This is a genomic window from Paenarthrobacter aurescens, assembly GCF_041549525.1.
GTDB classification, from domain to species: Bacteria; Actinomycetota; Actinomycetes; order Actinomycetales; family Micrococcaceae; genus Arthrobacter; species Arthrobacter aurescens.
Genome location: NZ_CP157456.1, coordinates 1,895,093 through 1,908,959 on the forward strand (window position 1 = coordinate 1,895,093; position 13,867 = coordinate 1,908,959).

The window sequence follows — 13,867 nt, forward strand, 5'->3', positions numbered from 1 at the left end:
GCCTACTTCTGCCCCGAAAAGTCGCAAGAGGTCGAGTCCTACTTGGAGTACTTCAAAAAATGAGCAGGACACCGCGGCCCCGCCCAGTCACCTCTGGAGATGAAGCCTAATGCCTCCTAGGCACAATTGGTGGCACACCATGAGAGAAGCCCGACGCCAAGCATGCGTGGCCGTGGATTTCTACAACCGTCCCGGTGAGCGCCAAAGCTACGCTGACTTCGTTGTCCATATGCACCTCGCATGGCAAAACCTTTTGCACGCCCAGTTCCTCAGGAAGGGGACCAATATCTACTTCCGGACAGGCAAAGGCAATCGCCTGTACAAGCGGGATAAGCATGGACAGAAGCAGTCTTGGGATCTCCAGACCTGCCTGGATCTTTCATACAAGGAATCAAATCCTATTCGGGCCAACGTCGAGTTCTTCATAGGACTGCGAAACTCCATCGAGCACCGGTTCGAGCGGAGCCTTGTCATCGCCACTGCTGCACATGCGCACGCGTACGTCATCAACTTTGAAGCAGAACTTACGAGGCTCTTCGGGGTTCAAGAGTCCTTGGCCGACGAACTGCGGTTCCCGGTGTTCATCCAGTCTCTTTCACCTGAAGGAATGGATGAGCAGCGGGCACTGAGGCGGGGCCTCCCACTGGAAGCCAAAACGTACATCTCTGAGTTTGAGGCGAGCATCCCAATCACGATGCGCCAGGATCCTCGTTTCGAGTATAGGATCCAGCTCCAACCACTACGCGGCGTGAAGGACGAAGCGGACCTCGCCTTCAAGTTCATCAATGCTAAGGAGCTCTCCGAAGAGGAACTTGCGGAAGCGATGGCTGCTGGGAAGACCGGCAAGGTCCTCATCTTCGAGAAACTCAAAGCCAGCGGCTTCGACGACGAAATGCTTCCCGCGAACGCCGCCAAGGCCGTGCAGGAGCAAACCAAGTTTCGCTTTTCGGTGAACGATTTCACCAAGCTCCGTCACCGCGATGGCGTCGGGCCAAAAGCAGGCCAAGCGCCGTCAGCAAGCTTCGCTGACGGAACCAACTGCATCTACAGCACAGCCCACAAGAACCACGTCTATACCAAGGCGTATATTGCATCTCTCATTGAAGAATTGTCTGACCCTCAAAAGCATGAAAAGGCCCTAAGCAGGACTCCGGAGCCTCCACCTAGCTAAACGCCTGGAGATAATAATGCTGCGGCAGGTTCCTTCCGACTATCTAGGACGGGGGGCGCTAGTTGCCAGGTTTTAGGCGCTAAGCGGTTGCCACTGATCTGGACGTCTGGTCGCGGGCCACCATCCGGGTGGTGGCAGCGTCGTGATGCTGCACTGATTGCTCAGCGGCCGTTTGTGTCCGGCTTCCACAGTTGGGTAGGCCTTCTTGCCACACTCGAAAAGTTCCCAAGGCCCAGCGGCCGCCTCGACGTCCATACTGTGCAGCGCTTCCGGGCGCCGCGGTGTCTCCTCTCGTTTATGAACTAAGTCTCGAGCCTGGCCATTCGTTGATTGTCTGGCCGCGGCACTCGCGGAATACTGATGGCAAAGCAGCATTTCTCATGGAACGAGACGGTCGAAAGGTGGAGCATGCCGGCAGAAGACGCTAGCCGCAACGGCGACTTGTCACCGCAGGCAATCCTCGCCCGTCGACTTAACCTGCTGCTCGATGTCGTTGTAGCTGAGAGGGGTTCGCCGGTCACATTCAGGGAGATTGAGGCCGGCCTCCGAGCTCGCGGAATTAGGATCTCGAGGGCACGGTGGTTTTACATGAAGGACGGGACCGGGCGCCTGGTTAGTGACCCGCAGCTGCTCGCCGCCATCTGCGAGATGTTCGACGTCGATCCCTCCTATCTGCTGAACGGTGTCGAAGGCGACATTCCAGAACGTATCGACTCTCAGCTGGAGTTCGTGAAGTCTCTGAGGGCAGCCCGGGTGAAGTCATTCGCTGCTAGGACCCTCGGGGACGTCTCGCCGGAAACGCTTCGCGCAATCTCCGAGTATCTGAACAAAGACATCGACCTGCACCCGAATGGGGAGCGTGCCGCGACTACTCCTCCAAGACATACCGGAGATGGGCGTCCAGCAACTCCTTGATGCGGTCAGGATTCGCTGAGTAGCGAGGTGAGCGGCCGTGGCGCCGTCCGGCCTCCACATCGACCTCAATGGCGCCGACCTGTTCAAGGGCTATGAGGTGTTTGGCGACGCTGGGTTCGCCGGCGCTGACCGCTGCGACGATGTCCCCTCTGGACGCAGGACCGTTTGCCGTCAGAAATCTCAGAATCTCATTCCGGGAGCGGTTCCCGAACGTCGCCACGGCGTCTTCAACGTCAGGCGACCAGGCGTCGTCGCGAGGCTGCGTGATCCGTGGCATGGCTCCATTCTTGCTGAACAACATGCAAAAAGTAAGAACTGGGATCTTGACGATACTTTAATTATCTTCGACAATATTCTTTAGAAGCTTGTGTTGTGGTCAGTGTCGTCACTGCCGCGTTGAGTCGCCACGTCTGGTGGCGCTGGAGATAATCGAATCCGTTAGTCGAAGCGGTGAGAGCCATGAGCCTGGAACACCTGGCGGGCAACGCTGAAATAGAGATCTCAAACCCATCCCCGGTGGACATTTCGCTGCTGAATCCGGTGACACCGACCCTGCGAGTTTCCGTCGACCAAATGATGGGAGCAGTCGAAGGCGTGCGTCGCTACGTCATCTCGCACCTGGCTCGGATCGGCCGCTCGTGCGATGTGGACGATGTCATGCAAGACATCAGGATGGCAGTCTGGGACGGGGTGGCACGCGGGAATTACCGACAGATCCCGGGAGTTCCATTTGGGGCGTGGGTGCAAGGAGTAGCGGGAAATGTCTGTGCTGCTCACGTCCGCAAGGAACTCGGCCACAAGACGTTGCCCCTGCTTGTAGATCCGAGCAACGGTGAGAGCTCGGACATTCTCCAGCAGCTAACAGTGCTGGTCGTGTCCCGTGATTACCGCGAAGCCGAGGAGATCATCGATCGAGAATGGGCGCACATGGTTCTGGGGCTGACTCGGAACGCTGTGTCAGCTCCGGTATGGCGCCTCGCAGTGGGCAGTCTCACCGAGCCGCGACGATACGCCCCACCGTCGCCGCAAGACCGTCGCCGTTGGAATGCAGTCACCGCGGTTAGGCAGACTGCAAAGACAATAAGCCAAGCATTGGATGTAGATCCTGAAGCTGTGCACGACATGCCCGGTCTGTGTCGGCACGCCGTTGGTTGTCTGCCGAATCCGCTGCTGCGGGCGGTGGCCGAAGCAATCATTCTGCCCGAACATCACGGCGTCGAACGACAGGTCGCCATCACCGCGGTTGCCGAGGAGTTCAAAGTGACTGATCGCTATGTGGCAGTTCAAATCGGCACGGCCCGTCGCCTGTACCAAACGGCATGGAGAGTCATTCGCAGTTCCATGACTTCGGCTGTTTGAGTCATGTTGCTCATTGGAGAGCTGAGCCATGGACCGGCTTAGGAGGCAAGCATGGTGAAATCCCTTTGGCGCGGGCGACGAACTCGTCGGTGGATGTTTGGCTTAGCACTGACGGCCATCGTTGGTGTCCTCTTTCTCGTTCTCGTCGCACCCCGGGAGTCCCCGTCAACGAACGGAACGGGTGTCCCATCGGCTGAATCTTCGATGCCGCGGGATCTGCCGAGCATTTCGCCGACTACTAGAGCGAAACCAACGAAGTCAGCTCCGCTCGCCAAGGTGCCGGCGTCCATTCCGCCTGTCACGGCCGATTATCGGGCGCTTGCTTCCGCGGCCGCCGTGGCCATCTATAGCTGGGACACCCGAAGTTCGTCCTATTCGGACGTATACGCTCGAATTCGGGCCTGGTGGTTCGTCCTCCCTGACGGATCGAATCCGTTGGCGGTCCTGGTCCAGGAGTTTGAGGCGACGGGCATAAACGCGGGGTCCTTCGCTTCGCTTGCGGGCCAGGGTGCCTACAGGGCAGCCACGTTCGAATCCATGGCATGCGACAACGAACTCGTAAAAGTTCGCGAACGCCCGGCTCCGTGGCCGGGGCTTCATGTCTGCACAGTTCGACTCAAGGTCGTTGACCAGACAGTCAGTAGCAGCAATTCATACACAGCGCCGGTCAGTGTTATGGCTAATTGCCCGCCGGCAGCGACCGCCCCGCCTGATCGATGCCAAATGGTCGGCTTCTATGCCTCGACTAGCAGGATCGTCTACTGATGCCGCACGCGGCTTTGGCGCTAGCCCTAGTCAGGCGCCGAACCCTCGTGCGGGCTGTAACCGCCGTCAGTCTCGTCATCGTGCTTTCCCTGGGTGTCGTCGCCAGTGCCGTCGCTTTAGCCTTGGCGGGCGACAATCCGGAATCACATGTCGGGTGTGTGTCTAGCAGCGGTGGTGTCACACAAAGCGTCCTCGCGGACAGGGGATCTAGGCCGGATGGTCAAGCCGTTGGACTCTCCGCAGGGCAGATTGCTGTGGCACAGGGGTACATTTCCGTCGGGAAGCAACTTGGCGTTCCTCGTGAGGCGATGGTGATCGCCATAATGATGTCTCTCCAGGAGTCGACCCTCCGGATGCTCGCCAACGCGAATGTCCCTGCGTCATATCAGTTTCCTCATGACGGGGTTGGGAGTGACCACGACTCAGTAGGTTCGGCACAGCAGAGGCCAGCTGCTGGATGGGGAACCGTTGCAGAGCTGATGGATGTTTCTTACAACGCACGTGCATTCTACGGAGGGCCGTCTGGACCGAATCAAGGTAGCCCTCGAGGTCTGCTGGATGTGCCAGGATGGTCTGCCATGAGCAAAGGGCAGGCTGCTCAAGCGGTCCAGGTTTCAGCGTTTCCAGAGCTCTATGCTCGGTGGGAACCACAGGCGACAGCCATTGTTGACTTGCTCGAGGGCGTCACAACTGTCCCGAAGTGCAGCGCAGGGGAGAGCGGGCGGCCAGAGCCGATCGCTGTAGAGGGCTTGTCCCAAGTCAGGCAGGATATTTTGCGTTTCACGCAGGCGGGCTTGGGCGGTGCTTACGTCTGGGGTGGGACGGCGTACAAGGCGTGGGATTGCTCTGGATTCGTGCAGTGGATATATCGGCAGGTTGGAATCGAACTTCCGCGAGTGGAACAGTGGCGGGTCGGGCGAATGACGGATACCCCGCAGATCGGAGACCTTGTCGTCCAAAACCCTCAAGGGCCTTACAACTGGGGCCATGTAGGGATCTACGCTGGTGACGGCATGATGTATAGCGCGCTCAACCCGTCCGCTGGGACGTTGCTGCATCCAATTGAGTGGAATCCCGGCAGCGCCTATTTCGACCTCTTGACGTGATCGTGCCAGCTCGGCGAGCTGCACCCATCCGGATTGGCAAAACGACCGGCATATAGCAGCGGAAATCCTGCCTACACGCGCATATCGGAAGGGCTCGTGTCGTACCGCAGCCCAGAAGGCTTACCTGTCGTCGAGTCCACGAGCTGGCCAGAAGACCTAGCGCCAAAGCCAGCGGCAACAACGACTCGCTCTGGATGGAGCTTCAGGATGTCTTTGTTCTTTGCGCCGATTGACCAAAGGAAGCCTGGCGCTATCGATCATGAATGTCCTCGATCGATTGTCCCATTCAGCACAGGAGTCCAGAATGGGTCTAGTGACCAGTGCTGCACCCTTAGAAAGAAAACTTTCGCGCCCGTGACAAGACTAAGTTCACCTTTCGGTCGATGAGTGATGTCACTAGGCTCGATGCTGGCACGACGATCAATGTCGAGACTGACATCTGTGTATCCCATAACTTCGTTCAGCACACCGTGCGGAGTAGTGACATCGTCTTCGCGGGTCCATAAGCCATCCCGACGACGTTGTGCAGCGAGATGAACGGCAGCTTGCAGACGAGCGAGCTGGGCTGACCGGTTCCGATTTTGAGCAAGTTGCTGCTCGATATACCTTCGCTCGTCCGTCAGACGCTCAGCTGTTGCAAATCGTTCGCCTGCGGGCAGGCTCCCGGAGACAGATATGGTCGGGCTGTAGGCAATGACTTGCTCCGAGGCGTCGGCTAGTGACCGAATATATTCGTGAGCTCGGAGCCCAGGAAAGAGCGCGACATGACTTGTACCACCCATAATGGTGTCAGCTTGGTCGCCCCACGTCTTCGCTTGGGAGGGCCCCTGCAGTCCAAGAATTGTTTGAATTGCATCACCCGCACCTGTAGTTACGATTCCTGGGAGCGACGGTAGTGGCGCAATGTTTGCCACTTCGTCTAACGCAAGCAGTAGGGTACCTCTAGCAATGACACCCGGACGGTTCTGATGCCTCCACGCGCCGATTATTGCCTCGATAAAAGCCGTGACAAGTGGGGACAGGACATCTTTCCGCTCGTAAGGGACGGTCACATAAAGTGTGCCCCAGCCTTTGACAAACTCCTGGATGTCTACCGAATGCAATCGTGAGACATCTTGATAGTCGAATCCGCCGAGCACTTGTCCGCTGAGCACAGCGAGAAGCGACTTTCTAGTGTTGTCGGTCATGACTCTGTCGTTATAAAGCCATGAAAATGAATGGCTGCTTGGATGCAAGCCCTCGGGGTCTAAGACCTCGATGCTGTTGCGATATACGTCTAGATTGGCCTGCCGAATATTAGCAATGAGTTGATTGTCGCTATGCCCAAGCAATGCCGCACCATGAAGGCATCCTGCGAGGGCGACGGAGACGCTTTCTCTCCAAAAAGTATCGCCGTTGGAGGGAGGAACGGCTGTATGCGCTAGGGATACGCCCCGGTCTTTAGCGACTATCCAGTTTTCACACCCATCCGAAATCTTCCAGCCCAGCGATGAGGAATCAGTGGCTACAGTGCCGGCCAGTAGGACTTCAGCGGTCTCTCCACCGAATGCGCGACCTATTGCAGTCCGGGCCGAACGAGTATCGCGTACTAGGTCATCGCGGATAGATACCACTACCGCCGGTCCAGGGTGGCATGCAATCGTCGGTGCGAAAAGCCCCGAGGTTTTGCCGGACCTAGGAGGGCCGATCACGAGGAGGTGGTCCTCCCGTGTTCCGAAAATTGGTCCTATTTCATCGGAGCCCAGATACAGAGCCTTTCCGGAGCTGTGTAATGCACGCGCCAGCGACGCGGAACTGAAACCAGCCGGTGCCCCTGTCATCGTTCCAACGCTGGTTCGCTAAGGGAATCGGCCTGACTTAGCTCAGACGAGACGCCGCGTTCTAGGGTGGGTCCTGAAATCTGCGGACCTTGATGGTAGTTGGCCGCGTGATCCACGGAGACAGACTTGTTTATATCTTGTACTTCTTTTTCGCTGACTTCCTTCACACCGAAGTCCGCAACATCTGCAACTTTATTTTCGAGATACTCATTGACAGACTGTCCGCCAGGCCGAAAGTAGGTAGACAGGTCAGGATGTGATGTATTCAGTATGCCGACCATTCCCGACGAGGTATTCCCAAAAAGAATATTTTGTCCGCTATCTTGGTCCATAACGTATACGTGGTCAGCGGTGTTCAGGTCTCTCATCGCTGAAGCAGCAAAATCTCGCGGTGAGGCCCCCGGGATATCTGCGCCGTGCTTCTCGTAGGCATGGCCGGAAGCGATTCCCGAAATTGCAGAACGCTGGGCAGCGCTACCAGATTGGAGAAAGTCATTACATGACCACAATCTATTGCCGCGCTTCTATCAGAAGACGGCGGAGTTCATCGAACAAGGCGCATGCCTCATCCTTGGTAGCTGGCAATGCGGCTGATTTCCATTCATTGTCCGATATTTTTAGAGCACCTATGGTTATTTCAAGTCCAATATCGGCCAGGGTTGCCAGTTCAGTTCTCGTCATCTTTATCGTTAGCATGTGATCACTTGACGTATTCATTAGCTTCATTTAGTATCCTCGCGATTACCCATGTAGCAGGAGTTGGATCAAGCAGCAGCATAAGACTATTTTGGCTTTGAAGCTGACTCTATTGCAGTTGTTAGTGTAATCCAGACGGGATCAAGGATGAGGTGGCGGATGTCGTTGAAGGGACTCAAGAGGGGATACATCGGTGTCTTTGAGGTCTCAACGAAGAACGAGAAAACGATGCCAACAAGAAGAATTACCACCGCTACTTTGATGGCTGGCTTTAGAAAAGGCCGGGCGACCTTCATCCAAACGATTGATGCAGTCTTCTTGTGCGCATCAATTGTTTTTTCAAGGCGATCATTATCAACTACCTTATCAATGATTGAATAGTCATTGTTCAGTAGCCCAGTCTTCTTGGTGTTGATAACCTTACTTTCGAGGGCTTGGGTGTGAGCAGTATCTATCACGCCCTGTTTTTCAATCCGCTGAACGTCAAGCCTCGACTCAACGGCATTGATATCCCATTCGCTCTTCAAAGAGCTGATGAACGCCTTATTACCCTTTGTGCGCTCCTCTGTGATCCTTCGGGTAATGAACAGTTCTCGTGTCTGTTCCACGACGGCTAAATTTCTCTCCAGTACGGCGAGCTCACGCTTGGTCTCCGCGGGGACAATCGAGTTGTCCTTGTAAATCTGCGTTAGCATCTTTCTAAGTTTAATGAGCCCTTCGACGCTGTTGGCCGGGGTTTGCCCGTACTTGGCAAGCAGCACATTCATCTCCGCCATGGCCAATTGCTCATCACTGCTTAGTGCGTCACGGCTTTCAGAACGCAACTGCCTGTCTATTTCGCTAGGAGACAGTATTGATCCTGGACTCGAAAGTTTGTCCTGTGCGACATCGGCTAAACCTCGAAGTCCCATGATGACGTCTGTCTCTTGAAACTTCTGGCCTAGCTCCGGATCTATGACCTGACCGTTGACTGGTGTGGAGAAACCTATGGCTTCACTCTCTCTACTGCCCATGACAGCCCACCTTCTCGCTATGACCGCCTCAAGATGGAGAGGCATGTCTATGCTCCACGTAGCGGCACGCGCCCGGCCGTGCCCTAAGTATATGTGGCGGTGGATCTTCTTCAATGAAAATTTCGAACCACCCGGATAGTGCGTTGAAGTCGTGTGGATCGTTGTGTACATTTGCGGCAACTTTGACTGCCATGTGGCGAAGTGACCTAGGTAGGCCGCCGGTTGGCGTGCTTCTCTGGGCTTATCAGGGCAACTTAGGGCTGCAGGGTCGACTGAGTTATGGTGCGCAACTCGAGTGTTGAAAGTCTATTTCGATTGGGCTTCTTGATTCCACGGGGTTACTGGGTTTCCGAATGAAGCTTCCCTATACCAGGCTGGCGGCGGACGCCTGGCGGAATCAATACCTTGGGTCAAAGTTCTGATTTTGCTGGTATCTAGGCGTGATGAACCTCAAGGTCGTTAGGGTGGCTCAGCATTCACAGGATCGAAGTTGTTGTTGAAGCAGGGGCTGAACTCAGCAGGTGGCTGGATGTGGCTCGTAGAGTCGCCGCGGTGCCGCTATGGATCATCGACAAAACCTCGGTTGTAATCGCAGTTACTGCTTCATGTCCTAAAACTAGAGTGCTCTCGCCGGAGTAGCGGCAGTGGCCCGGACGCCGATACCTAGTAGCTGCTAGAGAAAACAGCGATGCCGGTAAAGCCAGATGCGAGATTGGTCTCCCCAAATCAAGACGCGCCGGGGCGGAGAAGTTCGCCGCCCGACGAATTGGGCGACTGAAGGGCCGTTCGTAGTCAAGCGTGGTTCCGCATGCGGACACCCTCTTAGTAGCGGGGGCGAAGCTGCAACGCTCTCACTTCCAGTTTAGGGTGCTCGCAGGAGTTGATCAGGAAAGCGTACTGCTTAGGTGGGAAGCTGGGATTCCAGGCTCTGCCGTGGAACATTTTGGCGCCGGTTGGGGTGTCTTAGCACTTTTCATATGTACCTGTTGCTCACTTGTGGCGACCACGCAAGGGTGTTTCCATGCGGGAGCGGGGCCCTCCATCTATGTCAGCCTGGTACTTTGCGTAGAGAACACTCGCTGCCGTGCTCAGATGTCCGGCCGCCCGGGGGTAGTCGTTGAAACGGGCGTTGTTGGCGAAGGGGCCAGCTGGCGTTGGCAAGGAACCTCAGCCTGACGTTGAGTGGGCAGCGCGTCATGGCACACCTCTTCGCCAACGTTCATGACTGCACCACCGGCTGAACCCGCTACGATGCGACGAGGGAAACTTGATCGAGGGAAGGTGTGTAGTGGCAGCCAGTCGTCCTATCGTGTTTGGGAATTATAGGTTTTCTTCCGAAAATAAGGCAAAGGAAGAATGTAAGCGAATTCGCGACAAATATACTCCCGACGGTCGTGTGTCCGACCCCGCGGATGATGCCTTCTTCCGAGCCTTGGTTGATGAGCACCGTCATCGTGATGAAAAAGTTGGCGCCGGGATTGAGTACTTCCAAGTTCGCCGAAACGGTTCCTTGAAGGCCAGATCGGGCAACTACGGTGTTTGGATCAAGCAGCGCGGCGTGGACGACCTGATCGATTTTGGCTATGGGGGAGTCATCCGGGGGCTCGCTGACGTTGGAGGTGCGCGACAAGAACAGGCTCGAGTGGATCGGGCCCTCAGACTTGCGATCCGGCCGGTAACCGACGAGTTCTTGGCATCGTGGCGTGAATCAGGCAAGCCACTCATCTCTTGTCTAAGCGGTGAGATTCTGCACTCAGGTGACGCCATCGACGTCGTCCATGACATGCCACGGTGGGGCGAACTGGTACGCGGGTTTGTTGCTCGCTTCGCCGAGACTTCGGCCATCGAAACACGGCGGCTCGATCAGTCGTTGGGGGAGGTCATCGTGAGTGAAGAGATTCGGTCGTCCTGGATCCAGTACCACCGAGATCATGCTGTTCTGGGGCTAGCAACTCCTCAAGAAAATGCTGCCAGATCTAGATAGTCCGGCGTAACTGACGTTGTCTGATTTCAGGGTCAGTCCTCCATCAGAGGATGGTGTTGACTCCAAAGAGCGACCTCAACAGGGGTGCCTGGATCATGGCTAGAGTTTTGTAGTATGTGCTTCATTGTTCCAATGTGCTGGGTTGTCTACTGAGTCTCGTCCTAGGTGCTAGAAGAGGGAGTCTGAAACTAGACTCGGCCTAAGATGTGAAGTAGTCGGCATCGCCGCCGCCACGAGAAAAAACCTTGGAGGAAATCCATGACAGCACCGGCGATTTACGCGGATATGGAGCTGCCCCTCCAACACTTGTTGCTCGACCCGAACAACTTCAGATTCCAGGATGAACCGGGCTTTGTTCTTGCTGACGAGGGGCGATTCGCGGAGAAGTCAGTGCAGGACCGTGCTTACCGCCGTATTCGAACTGAGAACATTACAGAACTAAAGAATTCTATTCTTGCGAACGGCTTCCTAACGGTTGAACGACTTGTCGTGAGGAAGTACGGCGACGGCGCTTCGTACTTGGTTGTAGAAGGCAACCGCCGGCTGGCTGCCCTTCGGTGGATCAAAGAAGATCACGACGCTGGCGTAAACGTGCGAAGCGACGTCCTAGAGGTGCTTGATCGAGTTCCCGTAGTTTCGATCGAAGCGGAGGCCGGAAATGGGGATTATCTCGCTATCATGGGCGTCCGACATGTCGGTGGGATCAAGCAATGGGGCGGCTACCAGCGTGCCAAGCTGGTGACCGACCTTCGTGATGAGTACGGTTTTGATACTCAGGAGGTGGCTTCGCGCCTGGGAATGTCTCCACAAGAAGTCAACCGCCGGTACCGTGCTTTCAAGGCCTTGCAGCAAATGCGCAACGACGAGGAGTACATGGATCTGGCATCATCGAGCATGTATCCAATATTTCACGAAGCCCTTGCCATACCAGCCGTCCGAACTTGGCTCTCCTGGGATGACAGATCACTCAGATTCACCGACGAAGACCAACTCCATGTCTTTTATTCACTTATAACCGAATCCACTCTCGGTAGCGACGAAGAGGGAAGTGATGTTCGAGGTCCGAAGCTGCCCAGCTACACCCAAGTTCGTGAACTAAGAAACATTCTGCCAAACCCTGACGCCAGACAAATCCTTTTGGATCCAGACCGGAGCTTTGCAGACGCGCTTGGAGTCTCAAAGGCGGAGGAGTTATCAAGAACATGGCGGAGTCAAGTGTCCGAGGCAATCACGGTAATGAATCAGATCAGCGCTCTTGAACTAGCAAAGATGAAGAGTCAGGACCTGGACGTCGTCCGCCGAGTTCAACAGACGGCCTCCGATGTTCTTCAGACATATGCCAAACTAGCCGTGGACTAGCCCTTGCGCCCGGGGCCACGTAGCGCCGCGCTCATCGTCATTGCACAATTCGATGTCGTGCGAGCGCCCGTTGCTGCTGAAGACCTACTTTTGGAGATAATTGTTGCCGAAGGCTGGTTCCCGGATCTCACTCATGAGGAACTGGTTGAAAAGTGCGCAAGTTGGTCTTCTGTGTTCCTTAAACGCTTGGTTGATGACCTCAACGATCGTCGCGTCGACAGTCAGCATGCGCGATATGACTTCAATTCCTCCACAGATACCCTCATTCAGGGGGCATGTTTTGCGGAGCCGAACGATTCTGAATCGGTGAAGCAGGCAAAGGCACGCAGGGCAAACCATGGACTATACACACAGTTCCTGCGGTCCGTAAGCCCACGTGAATTTGAAGCTGTCTGTAAAGGCGTACTTTCGTTGTTCGGATGTGACCGGCCAGTTCTCACGAGGCCTTCTAATGACCAAGGCATAGACTTTCACGGGCTCCTATCCTTACGCGGAAAACTGAACCAAGAGTATTTTCTGCCCAGTATCGACAAGAACCTCAACATTTGGCTGGTAGGGCAAGCAAAACACTACGAGGGAGTGGCATCAACGCCCGAACTTAGGGAGTTGGCTGGATCAGTCGCGCTTGCCCGAGCGGGCGTTTCGGCGGATGATGGGTCAGCTCTTGCCTCGTTAAGGATCAGGGTCTTTGACCCGGTCTTCTATCTATTTCTGACCACAGGGGAATTAAGCGCAGACAGCCGGCGCCTCAGCAGGCGCTCCGGGATCATCGTAATGGACGGTGACGCCCTAGCCGAATTCCTGGCGGACAATGAGATTGGAGTGGTTAACGACGTTTTTGAACTACATGACGCCCGCGACTGGATCGCTCTGCAATTGTCGGATACTTCATCGTGACTGCTGAATGTCTGGACCTTGACTGCGGAGTGGGAAGATCTCCAATGCGAGCATCCCAATGAAGGCCCCCTCTAGAAGGGATATATCTTGTTGATGGGAGACACGGCTGAACCGACGAAGCTTCGGAGATCCGGATAGGGGTGCAGACATATCCCAGCGTGTACAAGCTGTGCTGGCACCAGGTATCCGCCTATTTAGTTGCCGCTGGTGTACATGGGTGGATAGTCGGGTGATAGGCCTAGGCATGTCATTTGCTATGCAAGGCACCCGTGCAATCTCAATGCGAGCTGCGGACGGTGCAGGGAGTCTAGGCATCGAACAGTGTTCGAGTCTTTTGATCTTCGCCGCGAGGATGAGCATCCGGTAATGAGGCTCGTACCAGAGGCAAAGTAGCGTTAGGACATCATGTCGTTCCCTGAAACCATCCCCATGAAGTCGTGAGCCCAATCAGCTCATTCCATTGGAAGACGACTGGATGGAGCACCAGATGGTACTGGCAGCGGTGGATCCTGGGATCACACCAAACGCGAACTTTCCTTTTCTCGAGTCACTCAAGCAGATCGGCGGCGGCATCCTCGTCGGCGCCTTCATCGTCATTGCAATCGTGGCGATAATCGGGGCGGCAATGCTGTTGGCTGGCAAACTGAGCCAATCGTCGCGGCTGGCCTCAGGCGGCGGGGTGATCCTGCTGTGGACCGGCCCCGTCGCAGCAATCCTCGGCGGCATCAACGGATACATACTCTGGTCTCAGACGGCCTTTCCGTTGGGTTTCTAGCCGCTCG

The 13,867-nt window shown here is 55.7% G+C and carries 13 protein-coding genes and 1 pseudogene; 8 read left to right on the forward strand and 6 right to left on the reverse strand.

Going from position 1 to position 13,867, the window contains the following annotated elements; translation table 11 throughout:
- Nucleotides 1-139: 139 nt before the first annotated feature.
- Both ABI796_RS08810 and ABI796_RS08815 read left to right on the forward strand, forming a co-directional pair.
- Nucleotides 140-1,171, forward strand: coding sequence for a DUF3644 domain-containing protein (locus ABI796_RS08810; protein ID WP_336623245.1), 1,032 nt, complete (start codon nucleotides 140-142; stop codon nucleotides 1,169-1,171).
- Between the two features lie 360 nt (nucleotides 1,172-1,531).
- Nucleotides 1,532-2,086, forward strand: coding sequence for a hypothetical protein (locus tag ABI796_RS08815; RefSeq protein WP_174754481.1), 555 nt, complete (start codon nucleotides 1,532-1,534; stop codon nucleotides 2,084-2,086).
- Here the strand turns inward: ABI796_RS08815 and ABI796_RS08820 are convergent.
- The gene (locus tag ABI796_RS08820) at nucleotides 2,040-2,363 is read right to left on the reverse strand and encodes an ArsR/SmtB family transcription factor (RefSeq protein ID WP_141282102.1); all 324 of its coding nucleotides are present in this window, start codon (nucleotides 2,361-2,363) and stop codon (nucleotides 2,040-2,042) included. The genes ABI796_RS08815 and ABI796_RS08820 overlap by 47 nt on opposite strands.
- Before the next feature lie 182 nt (nucleotides 2,364-2,545).
- Between ABI796_RS08820 and ABI796_RS08825 the strand changes: the two genes are divergently transcribed.
- Nucleotides 2,546-3,445, forward strand: a complete 900-nt coding sequence (locus tag ABI796_RS08825) for a sigma factor (RefSeq protein ID WP_141282104.1) — start codon at nucleotides 2,546-2,548, stop codon at nucleotides 3,443-3,445.
- A gap of 1,343 nt (nucleotides 3,446-4,788) precedes the next feature.
- A complete protein-coding gene (locus ABI796_RS08830; protein WP_170224870.1) occupies nucleotides 4,789-5,316 on the forward strand; it encodes a C40 family peptidase in 528 nt (175 codons plus the stop codon).
- Between the two features lie 257 nt (nucleotides 5,317-5,573).
- On the opposite strand, the gene ABI796_RS08835 is transcribed toward ABI796_RS08830, so the two are convergent.
- From ABI796_RS08835 to ABI796_RS08855, 5 genes and pseudogenes are all read right to left on the reverse strand, one after another.
- Nucleotides 5,574-6,503 carry a TraM recognition domain-containing protein gene (locus ABI796_RS08835; RefSeq protein WP_336623246.1) on the reverse strand — a complete coding sequence of 310 codons (930 nt, stop codon included), beginning with the start codon at nucleotides 6,501-6,503 and terminating at the stop codon, nucleotides 5,574-5,576.
- A gap of 375 nt (nucleotides 6,504-6,878) precedes the next feature.
- Nucleotides 6,879-7,136: pseudogene (locus ABI796_RS08840) on the reverse strand (type IV secretory system conjugative DNA transfer family protein); the annotation flags it as partial.
- Complete coding sequence (locus ABI796_RS08845; protein ID WP_141282110.1) at nucleotides 7,133-7,468, reverse strand: hypothetical protein; 336 nt, start codon at nucleotides 7,466-7,468, stop codon at nucleotides 7,133-7,135. The gene ABI796_RS08845 and the pseudogene ABI796_RS08840, both read right to left, overlap by 4 nt.
- 178 nt (nucleotides 7,469-7,646) lie before the next feature.
- A complete protein-coding gene (locus ABI796_RS08850; protein ID WP_141282112.1) occupies nucleotides 7,647-7,862 on the reverse strand; it encodes a hypothetical protein in 216 nt (71 codons plus the stop codon).
- Between the two features lie 56 nt (nucleotides 7,863-7,918).
- Nucleotides 7,919-8,959 (reverse strand): hypothetical protein, encoded by a 1,041-nt coding sequence (locus ABI796_RS08855; RefSeq protein WP_141282114.1) that lies wholly within the window; start codon nucleotides 8,957-8,959, stop codon nucleotides 7,919-7,921.
- Between the two features lie 1,174 nt (nucleotides 8,960-10,133).
- Between ABI796_RS08855 and ABI796_RS08860 the strand changes: the two genes are divergently transcribed.
- From ABI796_RS08860 to ABI796_RS08875, 4 genes are all read left to right on the forward strand, one after another.
- On the forward strand, nucleotides 10,134-10,829 hold the full coding sequence (locus tag ABI796_RS08860; RefSeq protein ID WP_170224871.1) for a DUF3223 domain-containing protein: 696 nt from the start codon (nucleotides 10,134-10,136) through the stop codon (nucleotides 10,827-10,829).
- Between the two features lie 258 nt (nucleotides 10,830-11,087).
- Nucleotides 11,088-12,188: a ParB N-terminal domain-containing protein gene (locus ABI796_RS08865; RefSeq protein WP_141282118.1), complete on the forward strand. Its 1,101-nt coding sequence runs from the start codon at nucleotides 11,088-11,090 to the stop codon at nucleotides 12,186-12,188.
- A 57-nt stretch (nucleotides 12,189-12,245) separates the two neighbouring features.
- Complete coding sequence (locus ABI796_RS08870; RefSeq protein WP_170224872.1) at nucleotides 12,246-13,085, forward strand: restriction endonuclease; 840 nt, start codon at nucleotides 12,246-12,248, stop codon at nucleotides 13,083-13,085.
- Between the two features lie 460 nt (nucleotides 13,086-13,545).
- Nucleotides 13,546-13,860, forward strand: a complete 315-nt coding sequence (locus ABI796_RS08875) for a hypothetical protein (RefSeq protein ID WP_091551245.1) — start codon at nucleotides 13,546-13,548, stop codon at nucleotides 13,858-13,860.
- Nucleotides 13,861-13,867: the final 7 nt, after the last annotated feature.

Bases quoted from the DNA above. Each gene is read 5' to 3' on its own strand.
- ABI796_RS08810 (WP_336623245.1), top strand. From the start codon at position 140: ATGAGAGAAGCCCGACGCCAAGCATGCGTGGCCGTGGATTTCTACAAC.
- ABI796_RS08815 (WP_174754481.1), top strand. From the start codon at position 1,532: ATGGCAAAGCAGCATTTCTCATGGAACGAGACGGTCGAAAGGTGGAGC.
- ABI796_RS08820 (WP_141282102.1), bottom strand. From the start codon at position 2,363: ATGCCACGGATCACGCAGCCTCGCGACGACGCCTGGTCGCCTGACGTT.
- ABI796_RS08825 (WP_141282104.1), top strand. From the start codon at position 2,546: ATGAGCCTGGAACACCTGGCGGGCAACGCTGAAATAGAGATCTCAAAC.
- ABI796_RS08830 (WP_170224870.1), top strand. From the start codon at position 4,789: ATGAGCAAAGGGCAGGCTGCTCAAGCGGTCCAGGTTTCAGCGTTTCCA.
- ABI796_RS08835 (WP_336623246.1), bottom strand. From the start codon at position 6,503: ATGACCGACAACACTAGAAAGTCGCTTCTCGCTGTGCTCAGCGGACAA.
- ABI796_RS08845 (WP_141282110.1), bottom strand. From the start codon at position 7,468: ATGGACCAAGATAGCGGACAAAATATTCTTTTTGGGAATACCTCGTCG.
- ABI796_RS08850 (WP_141282112.1), bottom strand. From the start codon at position 7,862: ATGAAGCTAATGAATACGTCAAGTGATCACATGCTAACGATAAAGATG.
- ABI796_RS08865 (WP_141282118.1), top strand. From the start codon at position 11,088: ATGACAGCACCGGCGATTTACGCGGATATGGAGCTGCCCCTCCAACAC.